The sequence below is a fragment of the Halanaerobium congolense genome, assembly GCF_004366375.1.
GTDB lineage: Bacteria > Bacillota > Halanaerobiia > Halanaerobiales > Halanaerobiaceae > Halanaerobium > Halanaerobium congolense.
This window is the reverse complement of record NZ_SOEF01000002.1, coordinates 66,640-85,835: the sequence shown is the minus strand read 5'-3', so window position 1 is coordinate 85,835 and position 19,196 is coordinate 66,640. Positions and strand designations below refer to the sequence as shown.

Sequence of the window (19,196 nt, the reverse complement as noted above, 5' to 3'; positions counted from 1 at the left end):
TCCGGTTGTAATAAATAAAAGTGAAAAAATTAATAACAGCTAACTATTCTTTATTTTGAACAATTTCGTACATTTTTTCTAAATTATCAAGTACTCTTTTAGCTTCTTTTTCTCCTATTTTATTAATAAAAATTTGAAACCACTTCTGATAAATATCATTTATTTGATCTTTGACAGCCTCAGCTTTTTCAGTTAAATAAATTAGATTTACTCGACCATCAGCAGGAGATTTTCTTTTTTTTAAATAATTTTTATCAATTAAAGAATATATCGCTCTAGAAATTGTTGCTTTATCTACACCCAAATTTTCCTTAAGTTTATTTTGACTGATTCCGTCACCATCTTTATATAAATAAATTAGTAAATTAGCCTCGCTGTGATTTAAATTATAATCTTCCAATAAATTATCAACAAATTGATCGTGATCTTTATATAATTTTGCTATCCATTTCCCAATCGGAGCACTTACCCTCATAATTACACCTCTTTTTAATTTAGTTGCAGACTCAACTAACTTTATAAAAATTATAGCAGACATTAGTTGCATTTGCAACTTTTTCTTAAAAAAATAACCTCTCAGATAAATGAGAGGTTTAATAAAACTTAAATTTTAAACTGCAAAACTATAAAGCTTCTTTTTCGGCATCTTCTACTTCTACATCCATTGCAAAATCAACTACACTAAACACAATAACTGCAGTAATAGTATTAACAACTGCTGCTGGAATTACCACTGTAGAAAATAAAACAGCAAATGGACCTGGTAAGCCAACTAATAAAGCAGCTGTACCAAGGAAAATTCCTCCACTTAAGATTGTACCAAAAGCAGTTATAATTCCTGTAGATAATTTTCTCGATGGCAGTTTAACTATAATTGGAATTAAAGGATAAACTATTAAAAAAGTTAATAATTTATCTACCATATTTGCCACCTGTCCTCCAGGGAACCCTGTGGTTAAAGCTGTAAAAATTCCTGTAGATACTGCAACTAAAAAACCTAATTTGAAATCCTGTTTGATAATCAATAAAATAAACATCATTGCTAAAGCAAAATCAGGTTTCATCCCCATGACAATGGGAGGAAAAAATGCATGTAAAATAAATCCTATTGCTACCAATAAAGCTGCCTGTGCTAAATCTTTTGTTCTCATCTCAACTCATCTCTCCTTTTTTATTAGCTAGGAAATTATACCTAATGGTTTGTTGGGGATAATATTTATAGTTTCATAATTTCCGCTATCAACAAAATTTAACCTTACTGTATTACAGATTGTCCGAAGGACATTTTGTTCTTTTTACTAATCTCAGCTAAATTTAAGCTAATCTCTATTAGCTTTTCTAATTGTTTAATATTATACATCAGATATTATAAATTGTCAAAATATTGTTTTTGAAAAAGGTTTTCAATAAATTATATAGAATTATTGATAAAGAAATCAATTAAGATAACGTCAATTAATATAAGAGGTGAATTTAATGAAAAGCAAAATTAAATATCTAGTTTTCTTACTGCTCTTGTTTTTATTAACTTCTAAAATTTATGCCTTTAACTTTGAAGAAATCACAAATTTAGAATATGATGTTTTAGCAGAATACCAACATGACCCAGAAGCTTTCACCCAGGGACTAGAAATTCATAATAATTATCTATTTGAGGGAACAGGTCTTTATGGAAAATCTTCTTTGAGAAAGGTTGAGATCCAGAGTGGAAAAGTTTTAAAAAAAATAAATTTAAATAAAAAGTATTTTGGTGAAGGAATTACCATTTTAAATAATAAAATCTATCAATTAAGCTGGAAAGAACAGACTGCTTTTGTTTATGATCTTAATTTTAACTTACTAAATAAATTTAAGTATCAGGGTGAAGGTTGGGGACTGACAAATGATGGTCAACAGCTAATTATGAGTAATGGGAGTGAATATATTTATTTTAGAGATCCTGATACATTTCAGATCAACAAAAAAATAAAGGTTGAAATTAATGATCAGAACTTAAAAAACATAAATGAACTAGAATATTTAAATGGCTTTATATATGCTAATATTTGGCAGAAAGATTATATCATTAAGGTTGATGCGGAAAACGGAATGGTTAAAGCCTATTTGGATTTAAACAATATCTTAGATGAAAAATATAAAAACAAGGTAAATGTGCTAAATGGTATTGCTTATGACTCCCAAAATAAAAGTTTTTTAATTACCGGCAAGTTCTGGCCCAAAATTTATAGAATTAAATTAAAAAGTAAGGCAGGAAAAAAAGACAGCTAATATTAGCTGTCTTTTTAAATTGTTTATTAAGCTGTATCTCTTCTATTTAAAACATCAATCATAACAGCAAGAATAATAATAAATCCTTTAACTATCATCTGGTAGAAAGAATTAATCCCCAACAGACTCATACCATTATTTATTACACCAATAATGATAGCACCAATAACAGTACCTGTAATGGTTCCAACACCACCCATAAAGCTTGTTCCACCGATAATTACTGAAGCAATGGCATCAAGCTCAAAACCATCACCCAGGTTAGGAGAGGCTCCATTTAAACGGGAAGCCAATAAAATCCCAGAAGCTGCACTTAAAACTCCAGTAATTACAAATACCATCGTTTTAGATCTTAAAATATTAATACCAGATAACCAGGCAACTTTTTCATTACCACCAATGGCATATAATTTACGGCCAAAACGTGTTTTACGCAGAGTATAAATTCCGATCATTACGATTACTGCAAAAATCGCTACAGGAATCGGAATTCCCTGGTAACCAATAAAAATCAAAAATCCAGCTAAAAAACCTGCAACTGTTAAAATTATCCCACCTGTTAGTTTAGCTTTGTTTCTTACTTTATCTCCATTTTTAATTTCCATACTTGTTCTAAAAACAGCTATCAAACCTAAAACTAAAGCTATTACTAAAATAATTAAAGAAGGTATTTTGGGAATATAACCACTTCCAATTTCAGCAAAGGTCCTATTAGTTACAGGCACTGAAACTCCCTGAGTTAAAACTAAACTTAAACCTCTGGCAATTGTCATAACCCCCAAAGTTATAATAAAAGGATGGATATCAAATTTAGCACTCATAAATCCATTAAAAAATCCTAAAACTCCCCCAACTCCAACTAAAGTAATTAAGATTGCAAGCCACATACCAATTCCTGACTGCATCAGTAAAGTTACTACTACAGCAGAAAGGCCTACTGTAGATCCTACAGAAAGGTCAATCCCGGCCAGTAAAATTACCATTGTCATTCCAACAGCAATAATTCCATTAATAGTCACCTGTCTAACTAAGTTTGTTAAGTTTCTTGAACTTAAGAATGATGGTGATAAAAAACTCAAAATAATTATTAAGAAAATTAATGCTATAAATGTTCCATTATTTTTGATAAATTTCTTCAAATTTATTCAGCTCCTTTATTACCAGTAGCATATTTCATTATAGTTTCCTGATCAGCCTCAGCTTTTTCTAATTCAGCTGTTTTTTTACCTTCAGACATTACAATTATTCGATCACTCATCCCCATTATTTCCGGTAATTCTGAAGAAATCATAATAACTGTAACTCCACTTTCAACCAGTTGGTTCATTAATCGATAAACTTCAGTTTTTGCACCTACATCTATGCCTCGGGTAGGCTCATCTAAAATTAAGACATCAGAGTCAGTAATTAACCATTTACCTATTACTACTTTTTGTTGATTTCCTCCGCTAAGTTTTTCCACAAAAACATCTAAACTTGGAGTTTTTATATTTAATTCATCAACATATTTTTCTGTAATAGTTCTTTCTTTGTGAGTATCCATGGCAAATTTAGAACTAAAAGTCTTAATTGAGGGCAGAGTCATATTCATAACCAGGTTCTTATCTAAAAGCAGACCTAATTCTTTTCTATCCTCTGTTACTAAAGCAATTCCACTGTCAATTGCATCAGCCGGTGATTTAATATTTAATTTTTTACCATTAAGAAATATCTCACCTTCACTTTTTTTACCATAAACACCAAAAATTGCATTAACCAGTTCTGTTCTACCGGCTCCCATTAAACCTGATATACCTAAGATTTCTCCTTTATAAGCTGCAAAAGAAACATCATCAACAAGCTTTTTATCAGGATTGAATGGATCAGGAACTGAAATATTTTTGACTTCTAAAGTTTTCTCCTGACGCTCAAAATCAACTGTCGGAAATAAGTCTTCGATATCCCTTCCAACCATCCGGTTAATTATCTCATCTAAAGTAACCTCTGAAATATTTATTTTATCTCCAATAGTTGCACCATCTCTTAAAACAACTACCGAATCTGCTAACTCTTCAATTTCTTCCAACTTATGAGAAATATAGATAATTGAAACATCACTTGCCCTTAATTCGTTGATCACAGTAAAAAGTTCCTTAATCTCAGCTTCAGTTAAAGCAGAAGTTGGCTCATCAAAAACTAAAATTCTGGTGTCTAAGGAAAGAGCCTTTGCAATCTCAACCATCTGCTGTTTACCAACAGTTAAATCACCAAGATCAATTCTAGGATCAATATCCATATTTAAACGTGACAAAACTTTTTCGGCGTTATGATATAATTCTTCCCATTTAATTCCACCAAATTTATTTAACGGTTGTCTATCCAAAAATATATTTTCAGCAACAGATAGGTCAGGCAGCAAATTTAATTCCTGATGAATAATTCCAATTCCAGCTTTTTCTGCTTCTCTTGTATTTTCGAAGCGGACTAATGCATCATCAAGGTAGATATCCCCCTCATAAGTAGGATAGGGCCAAACACCACTTAAAACTTTCATTAAAGTTGATTTCCCAGCACCATTTTCTCCAACTAAGGCTAAAATTTCTCCTTTTTCAAGAGTAAAATTAACATGATCTAAGGCTCTTACTCCAGGAAAATCTTTAATAATATTTTTCATTTCTAGAATTTCTTCACCCATAATTTTACCTCCAGAATTGATTGTTTATAAAGCAGTCCCACCTATTATAGATGGGACTGCATAAGTTATATAATTCTTATCAGCTTATAATTTACTCTTGGTCAAAAATTTCTTCAGCCTCATGATATCCATCTGCAACAACAGTATCCATAATATTATCTTTGTTAACAACTACAATTTCTGTAACTACTGTTGGAACTTCAATTTGACCATTATCAACATAACGATCAATTTCTATAATTTCATCAATTGGTCTATCTGGATTTTTAGCAAGAGCTACAGCAGTTTCAGCAGCTGCATAAGCTAGAGGTTTAACTTTTTTGAAAATCTCTATAGACTGTTTCCCCTGAGCAATATATCTAATATTCAATAGATCCGCATCAGATCCAGCAACAAAAACTTTATCTGTATCTGCCATATTTTGCGCTTCTAGAGCTCTAACTGCACCGGAAGCAAGTCCACTATTGTTTGCTATAATTGCATCAATTTCGTTATCATAACGGGTTAAAGCATTTTCAGTTGTTTCCATTGCCAAATCCGGAGACCAACCTTCATGGCTCTGATCTACAACTAAGTTTAAACCTTCATATTCAGCAACTGTATCTAAAACTCCCTGAGAAAATGCATTAGCATTAGAATCTCCAGGCTGTCCTCTTAATAAAACTACATTACCTTTTACTTCACCACGGTTTTCTTTAAACCATTTAACCATAGCTTCACCCTGTAATTCTCCAACTGCCCAGCTGTCCTGAGTTAAAAATACATCTACATCACTATTCATAATTAGAGAATCATAATTTATTACTGCTACACCAGACTCATGAGCCATTTTAACCATGTTGCTTGCTGTACCAGTGTTAACAGGCTGTAATACAATAACATCTGCACCCTGAGTTAACATGTTTTCAAATTTAGAAAGCTGTTCATTTTCATCATTATTTGCTGAATCAAAAATCACTTCATCAGCACCTTCTTCTTTAGCTTTTTCTATAAAAGCATCTCTATCTTTAATATATCTTTCTTCCTGCATGGTTTTGAGAAGGAATCCAACTTTAATTTGACCATCATCTTCTCTTACACCATCATTATTACCTAACAGATTACTCAACCAACCACCATCATCCTGAGCAAAAGCTGCCATTGAGATTGAGGAAACTAGTAAAATTACTACCAACAAAATACTTAATTTTTTCATGATTTACCCCCTAATAGTTTTCTCAATGTGAATCATTATTAACTTATATTCACTTATAATTCTCAAAGAGTTATTTGATTTGTCTTAATTGTATATAATTATCTGGATATTAACCATGGAATATTTTTTTAAACCCTTGAATATTTTTTAGAACAAAACCCCAGCTAAAAAATTACAGCTGAGGCTTCTAAATTTATTTTATTTTTTTTTAAATAAATAACTGCTTAGAGCAGATTAATATTATCCCGATAAGTAGTTGGTGATGCACCAACTAATTTTTTAAACCAGGAACTAAAATAGTAGGCATCATTAAAACCAAGCTGATCTGCAATCTGGTATATTTTATCATCAGTAGTTTTTAAAAGTTCTTTAGCTTTATTTAGTCTGATCATATTTAGATAATCACTAAAGCTTTCACCAGTTTCTTCATGAAAAAGATTGCTTAAATGACCGCTGCTTAAATTAAATTTGCGGGCCATCTCACTTAAAGTGATACCATCCTGATAGTTTGCTGCTATATATTCTTTCATCTCATTAATTATCTGCTGGTTTTTATCATCAGGGTTAAAAGAAATTAAATCATGTAATCTAAGTAAAAACTCTTTTAGAATAATTTCAATTTCTTTTAGATTCTCAGAATTAATTTTTTCAATTTTTTCCTTATTGATGATTTCCAGCAAATCTTCAACCCTGTAATCCAAATCTTTAATAATTTTAAAACTCTCTAAGATTAAATTGTTTAAAACTACATAGAGTTTTTCTCGATTTAAATCAACACTTTCCAACTCATCAATTATCTTATTCACCGTTTTTAAAATATCATCTCTGCTGCCCCGCTTTAAAACAGCATTTAAATCAATTCTATCCATAATCAAAGATTGGTGCTGAAAAAATTGATCATCAATTAACCAGTTGTAGCTTGAGTTTAGCTTGTTCTCATTAATATAACTTGACATTTCAGCCCGCAATAAAGCTAAACGCTGTTCATTATTTTTTTCTTTAATCAATTCATCCCTAGCCTTATTTACAACTTCCAACAATTTTTCAGATCTAAAGGGTTTTAATAAATAATCATTAACTCCATAACGAATTGATTTCTGTGCATACTCAAACTCAGCAAAACCTGAAATAACAATTACCTTAAGCAAACTGCTGTTTTCTCTAGCTTTTTCAATCAAATTCATTCCACTTAATTTGGGCATCTGTATATCAGTAACCAGAATATCTATTCCTCTGTTTTTTATAATTTCTAAAGCCTCTGCTCCATCTGCAGCAGCAAATACTTGATAATTATTTCCCTTCCAATCGGTATTATTTATTAATTTTTCTCTGATTGGCTTTTCATCATCTACCAGCAGTAAATTATAGACCAAATTATTTACCTCCTCTTTGATCAATTCTAATTGTTACCATAGTTTTTTCATTTTCGACACTTTCAACTTTAAGCCCGGAATTTCCACCATACATTAACTTCAATCTCTGATTTACATTTCGAAGCCCAAAATACTTTTGCTGATCATCTATTTTTAGTTCTCCCTTTAATATCTTATTTATTTCTTCGACTTTTTCAGGAGCAATTCCAACTCCATTGTCTACAATTTTAAAGTAAATGTTTTTATTCTTCCTTAGACCTTTTATGATTATTAAGCCTTTTTTATCAGCTGGAAGCAGCCCGTGATAAATTGAATTCTCAACTATTGGCTGTAATATTAGTTTAGGAATATGTTTATCCATAATTTCTGGATCCTCTATATCAATAATATATTCATATTCTTCACCATGTCTAAACTGCTGAATAAAAAGATAGTTTTTCACATGCTTAATTTCATTTCTAATTAAAACCATTTCTTTCCCATGACTTAAGCTGAGTCGGAAAAATTTACCTAAAGCCTCAACCATATGTGTGGCTCGATCGAAATCTTTATTTTCTAATAGTCCAATAATCAAATCAAGAGTGTTATAAATAAAATGAGGTTTTATTTGATTATCCAGACTCTCCATCTCTAACTGTCTTAAAAATTTTTGTTCCCGGACATTTTGTTCCATTAACTTATTAATTCTTCGAATCATCTTATTAAAACTTTGACCTAACTCTGCAATTTCATCATCACCGCTGATTTCAATCTTTACTGAAAGATCATTTTCTGAAGCACGATGTGTCAGCTCCTGCAGCTTTTGAATAGGTTTAGATAATGATGAAGATAGATATAAGGTTAGCAAAATGATTAAAATTAAAACAATAATTGTCATGTAAATTGTAAGATTAGTAATGTAATTTAATTCAGCCTCAACTTCATCAGCAGAAGCCATGCTTATAATATACCAGCCTGTTACTTCAGAATAAGTAGAAGTTAATAAGTACTGTTCGCCCTTCAGACTCACTTTTCGATCCGGAAAACCATCACTATAATAAAAACTTCTTTCGCCAATTTTAGATTTTTCCGGATGATAGATAATATCTCCATTTTGATCAGCAATTAAAAAATAGCTCTTTTCACCAAGGTTAAAGTCTGTAAGATCTGCCAGCACATCCAAATCAATATCTGCAGAAATTAAAACATTTTCTTCTGCAATTTCAGGATAGTAATATCTAGCTACAGTCACCACTTCTTCTTGAAAATAATTTATATAAGGCTGAGTAAAAAATGTCTCATCACTTTCGTCAGCATAAAGGGATTCTTTAAAATTATCAATGTCAATATTATAAGTTCCATAGCTGCTGATTCTTCTTCCATCCTGAAAAGTTATAGCTACATCCTTTAATCCAGGTCGAAGCTGTTTTACATTATTAAAATCTTCCCAAATTCTAAAAGCATATTTTCTGCTGTTACGAAAATCATTAGCCTGAGTTAATTTTATAAATTGGTTAATATAAAAATCCTGTTCTTTGCTTAAAAATCTTTCAACTTCAGTAATATAATCTTCTAAATCTCTTTTCATTCTGTTTACCATTTCCTGAGAATAATTATTAATCCGATCATTAATAGCACCACTGTATACGTTAAAAGATAAAAAACCAAATAATAAAATCGGCAAAAGCCCAATTATGAGAAATGAAATAATCAATTTAGTTCTAAGCGTATGAATTTCAATTCCATTTGCAATTTTTTTAATAAAGTTAAACATTTAATTACCGCCTTATTTAACACGCCATGGTTGGTGAATTCTTAATAATCTATCTAAATTTTCTTGATTTGAAATTTCCAGACCAGTCTTTATATATTCAGGAGGTTTAACTCCATATTTAATATAATTATAAAGGGTTGATAAACCCTTAGAACCCATAGTGGCCATGTCCTGTCCTACTAAATAATGGATTAAACCTCTATCCTGCAGCACGAGAGCATCATAAAAAATATCAATTCCTACTGCTACCCCACCATTTTGAGCCCAATTTCGAAAATTTGGTAGTGCCTCTGCCGGAACATAAAAGGGCCAGCCACCTACGAAAAATATTATATCAATATCTGGATTCTTCTGTACATACTGCTCTAATAATTCAACTGCTAAATTGACATTATCCTGATTTTCTACAATATCTTCAATAACAATATTAGTATCTGCGACAGTGTCCAAAAAGGCATTGATTCTTTTTTCTAAATTCAAGGCACCTTTAACACCAGTCATAATCATTGTTCTCAGTTCTTGATCAGGATCATTATAGTCAATATTTTTCTGATCCAAAACCTTAAGCAGACCTTCCGCCGTTACTTTTCCTGCCTCATAATTATCAATCCCAATATTAAAAATACGATTACTGTTGGGGGCATCTGCATCAAATGTAGCCACAGCAATCCCCGCTTCCATGGCCCTATTAATTATTCTGTCATATTTTGGAGTGTCATTAACACTTATAATCATTCCATCTACTTTTCGTTCAATTAAACTATCAATAATTTTAATTTGCTTTTCAGAATCAAAGCTAAATGATCCCAGCCATTCTAAATTAATGCCCAAATCTACGGCCTTTTTTTGGGAATGTTCAAAAGCATCTAAGAAAATTGGATTTTCTAAAGAACGAGGAACAAAAGCAATTGTCATTTTATCGGAATCTGCTGTGTTTTTGGAGCTGATCTCTGCTCCAGCATCAGCAGAAAAACACATAATTATCATAAATAATACCACAAATAACAAAATTTTATTTGCATTATTTTTGCAGCTGTAAAGGTTAAACAATTTTAATCACCTCAAATTAATATTTTATCTAAAAAATCTAAAAATTTAATAAGTGCTGAAAAAAAGGACCCAATCTAAGGCCCCGCTCTAGACTTTACCTGCATTTAATGATAGCAGATTTCACAATTTTTTTCCACTATTTTAATTATTTATTAATCTAAAGCAGGGAATCGCAGTACTTTTGTCCAATAATTATTAATAACAGAAAAAAATTTGAAAGGGGAATTCTAATGACAAATAAAAAAGAGTATTACAAGGTAAAGGCAGAAAATGTAATTAAATATTTTAAGAAGAGAAATATTGAAGGCTATTATGTTGAAAACAAAGAAAAAGCACGAGAAAAAATACTGGAACTAATTGAAGAAAATGCTTCAATTTCCTGGGGGGGATCGATGACCTTAAAAGAAATTGGAATTTTTGATAAGTTAAAATCAGGCAGCTACCAATTATTCGATAGGTCAACTGCTGAGAATTCTGAAGAAAAAGAGAAAATTTATCATCAAGCACTTAGTGCAGATTATTATCTCATGAGCTCGAATGCAATTACTCAAACTGGAAAATTGATAAATATTGATGGAACTGGTAACCGGATTGCTGCCCTTATCTATGGACCTAAACATGTAATTATTGTTGCAGGAATGAATAAAATCTCATCTGATGAAGCAAGTGCCCTCAAGCGGGTTAATGATCTAGCTGCACCAGCAAATGCAATCAGATTAGACAAGGATACTCCTTGCACTAGAGTTGGTTACTGCACCAGCTGCCATGTTGATGATACTATCTGCTGCCACACTGTAACTACTAGATATTCTCATCCAGATGGAAGATTAAAAGTTATTCTGGTTGGAGAAGAGCTCGGTTATTAATGTTAATCTATTTACAGTAATACCTGAGTGAATGTGTTAACTTTAATGTAGTTATGGAGGTGTTTTAAGTGAACGAAACATTAGATAAACTATATAAAAATCCAGACAACAATAAGAATATTGAAGAAAATTTTCAGTTCATTTTATTTGGAGGAACTGGAGATTTGGCCCATAATAAAATTATCCCTGCTTTTTATAATTTAGCAGCCAAGGATATTTTACCTAATCAATACACTATTATAGCTACCGGAAGACGCTATGATAATAAAAAAGAGTATCTGGATGCTTTATATAATTCACTAGTTAATAAAAAAGAGAAAGTTGATAATAGAATTTGGCAGCTGTTGGCTGATCATATTGATTATTTTCAGCTTTCATTTAAAGACGATAATGATTTTAAACGCCTAAAAAAGAATTTAGAAAATAAAGCAAAAAAAGAAAAAGTTTCTGATCGAATTTTTTATCTGGCTACTGCACCGAACTTTTTTGCTGAAATTGCAAAAAAATTGAAAAGCTTTGGCCTTCTGGATGTCGCCTTGGAAAATAACAAAGCTCGTTTAGTAATTGAAAAACCATTTGGGCACGATTTTAAATCAGCTAAAAAATTAAATGATACCTTAACTAATATTTTCTCTGAAGAAAACATTTTTAGAATAGATCATTATTTGGGTAAAGAAATGATTCAAAATATAATGGTTATTCGATTAAGCAACCCTATTTTCAGAGCTCTCTGGAATAAAGATCATATTGATAATATACAGATTTATTTAAATGAATCTGAAGGGGTCAAAGACCGAGGTAAATATTATGATGATGCAGGAGTAATTAAAGATATGTTTCAAAACCATATTCTGCAGGTCTTATCTTTAATTGCTATGGAGGAGCCAGAAAATTTAACAGCTGAAGAAATTTCAAATAAGAAGGTAGAAGTTTTCAAAAAATTGGCTGATAATGATTTAAGTAATATCGATCGTCATATTGTTAGAGGTCAGTACGATTCTAAGCTTGTGAATGGAGAAAAAATAAATTCTTATCAGGAAGAAAAAGGAATTGATCCTCAATCAAAAACTGCTACCTTCCTAGCCCTTAAATTATTCTTAAACAATGAGCGCTGGCGGGGAGTCCCAATTTATCTTAAATCAGGTAAGAGGTTAAACAAAAAGGAAGCTGCAATTGCAGTTGAATTTAAAGATAACTTTCATTCTGCTTATTTGAACCAGAAAAATATAGACAATAATTTATTATTGATTAAAATCCAGCCTGAAGAAGGAGTTTCACTAAGGTTTAATACTCGTAAGCCTGCCAGCAACAATGAAATTATCCCAGTAGAAATGGAATTTTGTCAGAGTTGTCAGCAGTTTTTTAATTCACCAGAAAACTATGAAGTCTTAATTTATGATATGATTGCTGGCGATAAAACTTTATTTACCAGTTGGGAAGAAGTTTGTTACTCCTGGAAATTTATTGATAAAATACAGGCCAAATGTGAAGAAGAAAACATAACTCTGCATAAATATCCTGCTCTATCACAGGGGCCAGCTGCAGCTGATAAGCTTTTAGAAACAGATGGCAGAAGCTGGTTAGATAAAGATTAATTTTCAAAGGGGGAAATTTTAATGTTTGATATTTCAATGACAATCAGAAAAGATATGTTAGTTTATAAAGGTAAAGATGAAATTCGACCGAGATTAACAACAATCAGAGATTTTAACCAGGGTGATGCCCATGAGTCAGAACTTCAAATGAATGTTCATACAGGTACTCATGTTGACGCACCACTGCATATGCTCGAAGATGGAGAAAATGCTAATTTATTTTTTGCAGAAAATCCATTTTATAAGTCTAAACTGCTTGATTTGACAGAAATTGATGAAAAAATAACCGCAGCTGATTTAAAAGAATATAATATTGAAAAAAATTCTTTTATTATTTTAAAGACTAAGAATTCTCAGCCGGGTTTTTTGGAAAAAACTCCAGAAAAATTTATTTACCTGGCTGAAAGCGGTGCAGAATATTTAATCGATAAAAATATTAAAGGTGTAGGTATAGACACAAATGGGATTGAAAGAGCCCAGTCAGAGCATCCAACTCACAAAAAACTGCTGGCTGAAAAAATTATAATCTTGGAAGGCTTAAGATTAAATCAAGTTCCGGCTGGCAGCTATATCATGCTGCTTTCTTTACTTAAAATTGCAGATAGTGATGGTTTACCTGGTAGAGCTTATTTATTTGAAAACGGAGAAATTGAAACTATGCTTAAATTATTTAAATAGATTTATTTTGAATAGATTTACTAAAGTGAATAGATTTACTAAAGTTTGTTGATTTATTTGCTGAATTGTTTTAGGGGGTAATTAAAAATGGGAAATTATGAAATTGGATTAATTGGACTTTCAGTAATGGGACAAAATTTGGCTCTTAATATTGCTAGAAATCATTCAATTGCTGTTTATAACCGGACTACCAGCAAAACAAAAGCTTTTATGGATAATAAAGTTGAAAGCCAGGAAATTAAAGCTGCTTATGATTTAGAAGAATTTATCTCTTCTCTAACTAAGCCCCGCAAAATTATGCTGATGATTAAAGCTGGTAAGCCTGTTGATTTAGTTATCGACAGTCTTTTACCTTATTTAGATGAGAATGATATTATTATTGATGGTGGTAATTCTCATTTTGAGGATACAAATAGACGGCAAAAAAACCTCGCTGAAAAAGGAATTAACTATCTAGGAGTTGGCATCAGCGGTGGTGAGTATGGAGCCTTACACGGGCCTTCAATAATGCCAGGAGGAACTAAAGCTGCCTATGCAGAAGTTTCCGAAATTTTGGAAGATGCAGCTGCTAAAACAGAAAAAGGTGCCTGTGTCAGTTATTTAGGTCCCAAATCTGCCGGTCATTATGTAAAGATGGTCCATAATGGAATTGAATACGGAATCATGGAAGTTCTAGCAGAAATTTATGATTTTATGAGAAAGATTTTAAAGTTAGAAGCTGAAGAAATTGGAGATGTTTTCGCAGAATGGAATCAGGATTTTGATTCTTATCTGGTTGAAATCACTGCTGAAATCATGAAAAAAGAAGATCCTAAAACTAACCAAAAATTAATTAATATAATTCTTGATAAAGCCAAGCATAAAGGCACTGGCAAATGGAGTGTTCAGAGCGCTCTGGATCTTGGTACTGCTATTCCCACAATTAATGCCGGGGTCAATGCTCGTTTAATGTCAGCAATTAAAGAAGAAAGAGTTAAAATTGCAGATCAGTTTGAAAAAAGTCAGAATAGAGAACTAGCAAAAGAAAATTTAATTAAAAAGCTTAAATCAGCCCTCTATTTTGCCTCAGTAATAGCCTATGCAGAAGGATTTAAGCTCTTAAAAGCCGCTTCTGAAGAATATGATTATAATTTAAATTATAAAGAAATTGCACGCATCTGGGAAGATGGCTGCATTATTCGTTCAGGTCTTTTGGAACCTATTCAAAAAGCATTTACAGCTGAGATGCAGCTTGATACATTAATTACAGCAGAACAGTTTAAATCTAAGCTTGTGAATTCTGCTGCTGATTTAAAAGAAATTATAAATGAAGCTGCTGAATCAGAACTACCATTAACCGCTCTTCATGCTGCAGCAGATTATTTTAACAGCCTTAAATCAGAAAAAATGCCGGCTAATCTAATCCAGGCTCAAAGAGATTTCTTTGGAGCACATACCTATCAGCGTCTTGATACTGAAGGAACTTTTCACACTGAATGGGAATAACCATTTTAAACAAAGTAATAATTAAAAAGTTGAGTTTAAAAAAGCTGCGGATAAATTTACCGCAGCTTTTTCTATTCTATTCAATTAAAATTATAATCTGCCTTCCTTAAATCTGCCGGCATTCACTGCAATTTAAGCTGGTTTTTAAGCAGTCTTAACAGCAGCTAATTCATCGCTAATTCTTGATAAGTTTTTTCCGTAACGCAGATCTTCTCGTAGATCAGTCATTACTTTATCCAAAACCTTGAGTTCCTTCATTAATTCTTTTTCTTCTGCGGTGGTTTTAATTATATCTTTTATTCCACCATTATTAATGATAATTCTCTTATCTCCCATTAAAGCTAAAATTGGATCGTGAGTAGCCATTAAAACTACTTTCTCCTCTCCGACCAAAAGCTCTAAAGCCTTTTCACGGTTGATTCCGGCATTTTCTATTTCATCAATTAAGATAATTGGAGAAGAACTCAAAATAGCTGTGTCTGCAATCATTAAAGCTCGAGACTGCCCACCACTTAAACTGGTAATCTGAGCATCACGGCTGAACTGCTCACCTGCCAGCTGATTTGCTTCTGTAAATATTCTCTCTACAACTTCTTCCTGGTTATCTATCAAACGACTTTCAGCATGTAAATTTAAAAACTCAATCACTGAAAGATCCATAACAAAGTTCATATTCTGAGAAAGCTGAGCTACTAGTTTTTTACCTCCTGTAAAGCGCCATTTTTTATCTGGCACTGCATCATTAATCAAGATCTTTCTTTCAGTTGGAGTATCTCCTTGAGCAGTCCATTCAATATCTGCCAGCAGTCTACTTTTACCAGAACCGGTTGGACCAACTATAGATATGATTTCTCCACTTTTAATATCCAGTTTATCATAATTTTCTAGCTCTCCATCCTTATCTTTACCTGCAAGAATAGAAAGAGTTCCAACCACTGAATCATTTTCACCAAGAAATTCCTGCATATTTCTAATGTGAGAAGCCAGACTATCTGCAAATTGATCTACATCAAAAACTACATCTTCCATTTCTTCTACTGTTAAGTCTGCAAAAATTTCTCTTAAACTTTTATCTCCATCATCAACAGCTAATTTTTGTCCATCAAAAAAACTTTCTGTATATGGATACTCCTCTATTATTTCATTTACTGTTGAATTTTTTAATTCTTCCTTTTTAATCATTACTCATCACCCAGTTCTATTTTTCTAACATTACCTAATTGATGTTCTGCTCCAATTCTTGTTTCACCAAGACAGTAGGAGCACATAGCAGAAGGCATGGAAAATCTAAGTTTTTTACCGGTAACTGTATCAATATGGTCTTCTTCATCATAAAGCAGAGTTGAAAACTCAAATGCACCCTGACCTGTTAATCCATTAACATTCATTACCATTGCATCAGGGTTAACAGTGCTAACTCTGGAGGCAAAAACTTCTCTTTCAGCCTGAGAAACAATATCGCCTTTGGTAATTACTACAATATCAGCAGTTTTCAGCATTGGCCCAATTTTTTTGGGAGTATTAATTCCACTAAGATTATCAATTACACAAATTGCTTTAATATCTTTAATATAAGGGGAACAGCGGTTACACAAACCTGCGCTTTCAGTGATTAAAAGGTCTAGGTCTCTTTCTCTACCCCACTGTACAACCTCTTCGATATTGCTGACAAAATAATGATCGGGACAGAGAGAACCTGATAATCCTTTTTTAACAGGAACTCCAGCTTTTCGATAAAGTTCATCATCATCTGTATATAAACAGTCAAATTTTACTACTCCAACTTTAAGCTCCTGCTGCTGAATTGCTTCAATTGTTTTCAAAATTACAGCAGTTTTACCTGAAGAAGGAGGTCCTGAAAAAGTTACTAAATTCATACTGCAGCCACCTCCACTGACTTGTTAAATTCAGTTTCTAAGTCTCTTAAAAGTTCACCAGGATTTTCTCCTCTTAAGAAATCCCAACCCGGCCACATGAATTTCGCATTTTCTGGCAGCCCATTATCAACTTCAGGCAGCACACTTGGAAATAATCCCTGTTCAGCTAAAATTTTACCCATCTTTACAGATGCCATTAAATCAATTAAAGGCTGCATCTTTTCATTTTTAGATTTTTTAGTTAACATAAAAATTGGAGAAACAATCGCTCCATCTTCAGGCCAAACAAATTCCATATGCGGAAAACGCTTTGCCATTCTAGTAAAGAAATAAGGCATAATTGTTATTGCTGGCTGATCGTCAGCTTTCCGTCCTCCCTCTTTAACCATTTGGGATGGGTGGAGTGCTTTCTTCATAGAACGGCCAAGCTTCTTAACTCCTTCTCTACCATAAGTTTTATATATATTTAATAAAATTGCATTAAAAAGATCAAAGTCACTAACTGGTAAACTTACACTATTCGCAAATTCTTTACTTAAAATTTCTTCCCAGCTTCTGGGTACTTTTCGACCATCTAACTCTTCTTTGTTAACTAAAAATACTGCTGGAACTATGCTGAGAACTGAATAATCCCCTTCCGGATCTAAAAGATCAACACCAGCTTCTGTAAAATCTTTGTTTAATTCTTTAATTCCTGCTGCATCTTTAAAGACATCCTGACGGCGGAATCTATCCATTAAGTTCTTATCAAAGAAAAGGTCAAAACCTGCTGAAATAAATATATCTGACAACCCATCTTCAGACTCAATTTGATCAAATCCATCCTGCAGCCATTCCAGTCCCTGAGACGCTGACTTAAGATCAAGTTCCACCTCATAATCAAGTTCAGCAGTTTTCTTTTCTAATTCCTCTGTCATCGGTATTTTTACAGGACAGGGTAATGAACCTGAAATTTTAATCTTTTTTTCACCACTATTTTTAGAAGAATTTTTTTCTATTTCTGTTTCCATTAATTCAATTAATTTTTCTAAATCTAAATTTTTGAGTCCAGCAGCCTGTTTTAATGTCACCTGTTTACCAAAACTTTTCCGCTTAGCTTCATTATCCAACTGACTAAATCCTTTATTAACAAGTACAGAAATAACTGCTGGATACTCCTCAGTTATCTCAAATAAGTTTTTATTAATATCAATTTTACCTTTCATCAAAAACACTCCTTTAATTTAATTTGTTTATATTTATAATCCTCCCAGCAACTTAGAATTGATTTTCGCTGCCGGCAGGTATTTTTTCTTCACTGTTTAAAGTTTAGCATTTTGCTCAAGTTTTTTCTGTGACATAACTCACTCAAATATATTTTTATTTATTATTTTTTTAATATTAAGCGAGAATATTTAAAATATACCACCAGCTGTAGGTATATTCTGTCTATTATTTGACTTTCCTCGGGGCAAGCCCACGAGGTTTGCAAGCAGACTTTCACTCTATCACAGAGTTAAGCTTTTATTTAAATTAAAAGTTGGTTCATATTAAAAGTTGAGTAATTAACTTGATTTTTCATCTTTTATTGCTTATTATAGAAGTATATTGCTTATTATAGAAGTAGAAAATAAATATGAGGTGGATATTGATGAGTGTAGTTAAAGAAATTCCTTTTTTCAGTTTGTTAACAGAAGCTGAATTAAAATTAATTGATGATATTACCACAAATAAAAAATTCAAAAAAGGTGAATACATATTTTTTGAAGGTGAGGCTGGAGAAAAGTTTTATATTATCAAAGATGGTCAGGTTAAACTAACTAAAATGATTAAAAATGGTGACGAACAAATTTTAAATATTTTCAGTAATCATGATATTATTGCAGAAATTGTTGCCTTTGATAAAGGAAATTATCCAGCATCAGCGATTACAATGACAGATACCAATGTTATTGTTTTTGATCAATCAGAATTAGAAAATTTAATCTTAAAACACCCTTCAATCGGGCTTAAACTGCTGCGTGAAATGAGTAATAGGCTCCGTCGAGCTCAGCAGAATGTTCGAGATCTAGCCTTAAAGGACAGTTCTGCCAGAGTTGCAGGTTTATTAATTTTCTTAGCAGAAAAATATGGAAAAAAGAGAAAAGACAAAGTTATCCTAGATATTTCTCTTACCCAACAGGAACTGGCAAGTATGATCGGCAGCAGCCGTGAAACTGTCTCCAGAGTCTTAGGACAGTTTGAGGCTGAAGATTTAATTAAAACTTATCGTAAAAAAATTATAATTTATAAAAAAGACAAAATAAAAGCTTATACTTAAAAGCTGTTGATGCTGTTGATTCTGTGTTTTTAGCAGCTATCTGCCAGCTTAACATTCCTCTTGTTAAATGACCGCCTAAATTT

Annotated in this window: 17 protein-coding genes; 6 read left to right on the top strand and 11 right to left on the bottom strand. The window is 32.1% G+C overall.

Annotation, left to right across the window (positions count from 1 at the left end):
- Window positions 1-43: 43 nt before the first annotated feature.
- Complete coding sequence (locus C7954_RS01245) at window positions 44-538, bottom strand: MarR family winged helix-turn-helix transcriptional regulator (RefSeq protein ID WP_243833629.1); 495 nt, start codon at window positions 536-538, stop codon at window positions 44-46.
- An 85-nt stretch (window positions 539-623) separates the two neighbouring features.
- Window positions 624-1,151 carry a tryptophan transporter gene (locus C7954_RS01240; protein ID WP_089716184.1) on the bottom strand — a complete coding sequence of 176 codons (528 nt, stop codon included), beginning with the start codon at window positions 1,149-1,151 and terminating at the stop codon, window positions 624-626.
- A gap of 325 nt (window positions 1,152-1,476) precedes the next feature.
- Between C7954_RS01240 and C7954_RS01235 the strand changes: the two genes are divergently transcribed.
- Window positions 1,477-2,268 carry a glutaminyl-peptide cyclotransferase gene (locus C7954_RS01235; protein WP_089716185.1) on the top strand — a complete coding sequence of 264 codons (792 nt, stop codon included), beginning with the start codon at window positions 1,477-1,479 and terminating at the stop codon, window positions 2,266-2,268.
- A 26-nt stretch (window positions 2,269-2,294) separates the two neighbouring features.
- Here the strand turns inward: C7954_RS01235 and C7954_RS01230 are convergent, their stop codons facing one another.
- The 6 genes from C7954_RS01230 to C7954_RS01205 form a co-directional block, all read right to left on the bottom strand.
- Window positions 2,295-3,407 carry a sugar ABC transporter permease gene (locus tag C7954_RS01230; RefSeq protein ID WP_134058520.1) on the bottom strand — a complete coding sequence of 371 codons (1,113 nt, stop codon included), beginning with the start codon at window positions 3,405-3,407 and terminating at the stop codon, window positions 2,295-2,297.
- Between the two features lie 2 nt (window positions 3,408-3,409).
- Window positions 3,410-4,942 carry a sugar ABC transporter ATP-binding protein gene (locus tag C7954_RS01225; protein ID WP_073156376.1) on the bottom strand — a complete coding sequence of 511 codons (1,533 nt, stop codon included), beginning with the start codon at window positions 4,940-4,942 and terminating at the stop codon, window positions 3,410-3,412.
- A gap of 91 nt (window positions 4,943-5,033) precedes the next feature.
- The gene (locus tag C7954_RS01220) at window positions 5,034-6,137 is read right to left on the bottom strand and encodes a sugar ABC transporter substrate-binding protein (protein ID WP_134058517.1); all 1,104 of its coding nucleotides are present in this window, start codon (window positions 6,135-6,137) and stop codon (window positions 5,034-5,036) included.
- 224 nt (window positions 6,138-6,361) lie between these two features.
- Window positions 6,362-7,510: a response regulator transcription factor gene (locus C7954_RS01215; RefSeq protein WP_166635463.1), complete on the bottom strand. Its 1,149-nt coding sequence runs from the start codon at window positions 7,508-7,510 to the stop codon at window positions 6,362-6,364.
- Between the two features lies 1 nt (window position 7,511).
- Complete coding sequence (locus C7954_RS01210; protein ID WP_089716187.1) at window positions 7,512-9,263, bottom strand: sensor histidine kinase; 1,752 nt, start codon at window positions 9,261-9,263, stop codon at window positions 7,512-7,514.
- 12 nt (window positions 9,264-9,275) lie between these two features.
- A complete protein-coding gene (locus C7954_RS01205; protein ID WP_134058514.1) occupies window positions 9,276-10,250 on the bottom strand; it encodes a substrate-binding domain-containing protein in 975 nt (324 codons plus the stop codon).
- Between the two features lie 293 nt (window positions 10,251-10,543).
- On the opposite strand from C7954_RS01205, the gene C7954_RS01200 reads away from it, so the two are divergent.
- The 4 genes from C7954_RS01200 (at window position 10,544) to gndA (ending at window position 14,937) form a co-directional block, all read left to right on the top strand.
- On the top strand, window positions 10,544-11,179 hold the full coding sequence (locus tag C7954_RS01200; RefSeq protein ID WP_073156390.1) for a lactate utilization protein: 636 nt from the start codon (window positions 10,544-10,546) through the stop codon (window positions 11,177-11,179).
- Between the two features lie 68 nt (window positions 11,180-11,247).
- Window positions 11,248-12,774, top strand: a complete 1,527-nt coding sequence (zwf, locus tag C7954_RS01195) for a glucose-6-phosphate dehydrogenase (RefSeq protein WP_073156393.1) — start codon at window positions 11,248-11,250, stop codon at window positions 12,772-12,774.
- Between the two features lie 21 nt (window positions 12,775-12,795).
- Window positions 12,796-13,452 (top strand): cyclase family protein, encoded by a 657-nt coding sequence (locus tag C7954_RS01190; protein ID WP_134058511.1) that lies wholly within the window; start codon window positions 12,796-12,798, stop codon window positions 13,450-13,452.
- An 87-nt stretch (window positions 13,453-13,539) separates the two neighbouring features.
- The gene (gndA, locus tag C7954_RS01185) at window positions 13,540-14,937 is read left to right on the top strand and encodes an NADP-dependent phosphogluconate dehydrogenase (protein ID WP_134058508.1); all 1,398 of its coding nucleotides are present in this window, start codon (window positions 13,540-13,542) and stop codon (window positions 14,935-14,937) included.
- A 144-nt stretch (window positions 14,938-15,081) separates the two neighbouring features.
- On the opposite strand, the gene C7954_RS01180 is transcribed toward gndA, so the two are convergent.
- From C7954_RS01180 to C7954_RS01170, 3 genes are read right to left on the bottom strand one after another with little or no spacing between them, the layout of a single operon-like run.
- Entirely contained in the window at window positions 15,082-16,119 is a 1,038-nt protein-coding gene (locus C7954_RS01180; RefSeq protein WP_134058506.1) for an ATP-binding cassette domain-containing protein, read from the bottom strand.
- Window positions 16,119-16,814 (bottom strand): GTP-binding protein, encoded by a 696-nt coding sequence (locus C7954_RS01175; protein ID WP_089722840.1) that lies wholly within the window; start codon window positions 16,812-16,814, stop codon window positions 16,119-16,121. Before C7954_RS01175 ends, C7954_RS01180 begins: the two co-directional genes overlap by 1 nt.
- Window positions 16,811-18,019, bottom strand: coding sequence for an ABC transporter substrate-binding protein (locus C7954_RS01170; protein ID WP_110300842.1), 1,209 nt, complete (start codon window positions 18,017-18,019; stop codon window positions 16,811-16,813). The genes C7954_RS01175 and C7954_RS01170 overlap by 4 nt, the downstream gene beginning before the upstream one ends.
- A gap of 425 nt (window positions 18,020-18,444) precedes the next feature.
- Between C7954_RS01170 and C7954_RS01165 the strand changes: the two genes are divergently transcribed.
- Window positions 18,445-19,113, top strand: coding sequence for a Crp/Fnr family transcriptional regulator (locus C7954_RS01165; protein ID WP_110300841.1), 669 nt, complete (start codon window positions 18,445-18,447; stop codon window positions 19,111-19,113).
- The last annotated feature ends 83 nt before the right edge of the window (window positions 19,114-19,196 follow it).

Excerpts from the sequence above, each read along its gene's own strand:
- C7954_RS01205 (WP_134058514.1), bottom strand. The coding sequence starts at position 10,250 with ATGATAATTATGTGTTTTTCTGCTGATGCTGGAGCAGAGATCAGCTCC.
- C7954_RS01190 (WP_134058511.1), top strand. The coding sequence starts at position 12,796 with ATGTTTGATATTTCAATGACAATCAGAAAAGATATGTTAGTTTATAAA.
- C7954_RS01220 (WP_134058517.1), bottom strand. The coding sequence starts at position 6,137 with ATGAAAAAATTAAGTATTTTGTTGGTAGTAATTTTACTAGTTTCCTCA.
- C7954_RS01235 (WP_089716185.1), top strand. The coding sequence starts at position 1,477 with ATGAAAAGCAAAATTAAATATCTAGTTTTCTTACTGCTCTTGTTTTTA.
- C7954_RS01245 (WP_243833629.1), bottom strand. The coding sequence starts at position 538 with ATGTCTGCTATAATTTTTATAAAGTTAGTTGAGTCTGCAACTAAATTA.
- C7954_RS01210 (WP_089716187.1), bottom strand. The coding sequence starts at position 9,263 with ATGTTTAACTTTATTAAAAAAATTGCAAATGGAATTGAAATTCATACG.
- C7954_RS01170 (WP_110300842.1), bottom strand. The coding sequence starts at position 18,019 with ATGAAAGGTAAAATTGATATTAATAAAAACTTATTTGAGATAACTGAG.
- C7954_RS01200 (WP_073156390.1), top strand. The coding sequence starts at position 10,544 with ATGACAAATAAAAAAGAGTATTACAAGGTAAAGGCAGAAAATGTAATT.
- C7954_RS01225 (WP_073156376.1), bottom strand. The coding sequence starts at position 4,942 with ATGGGTGAAGAAATTCTAGAAATGAAAAATATTATTAAAGATTTTCCT.
- C7954_RS01175 (WP_089722840.1), bottom strand. The coding sequence starts at position 16,814 with ATGAATTTAGTAACTTTTTCAGGACCTCCTTCTTCAGGTAAAACTGCT.
- C7954_RS01240 (WP_089716184.1), bottom strand. The coding sequence starts at position 1,151 with ATGAGAACAAAAGATTTAGCACAGGCAGCTTTATTGGTAGCAATAGGA.
- C7954_RS01165 (WP_110300841.1), top strand. The coding sequence starts at position 18,445 with ATGAGTGTAGTTAAAGAAATTCCTTTTTTCAGTTTGTTAACAGAAGCT.
- C7954_RS01180 (WP_134058506.1), bottom strand. The coding sequence starts at position 16,119 with ATGATTAAAAAGGAAGAATTAAAAAATTCAACAGTAAATGAAATAATA.
- gndA (WP_134058508.1), top strand. The coding sequence starts at position 13,540 with ATGGGAAATTATGAAATTGGATTAATTGGACTTTCAGTAATGGGACAA.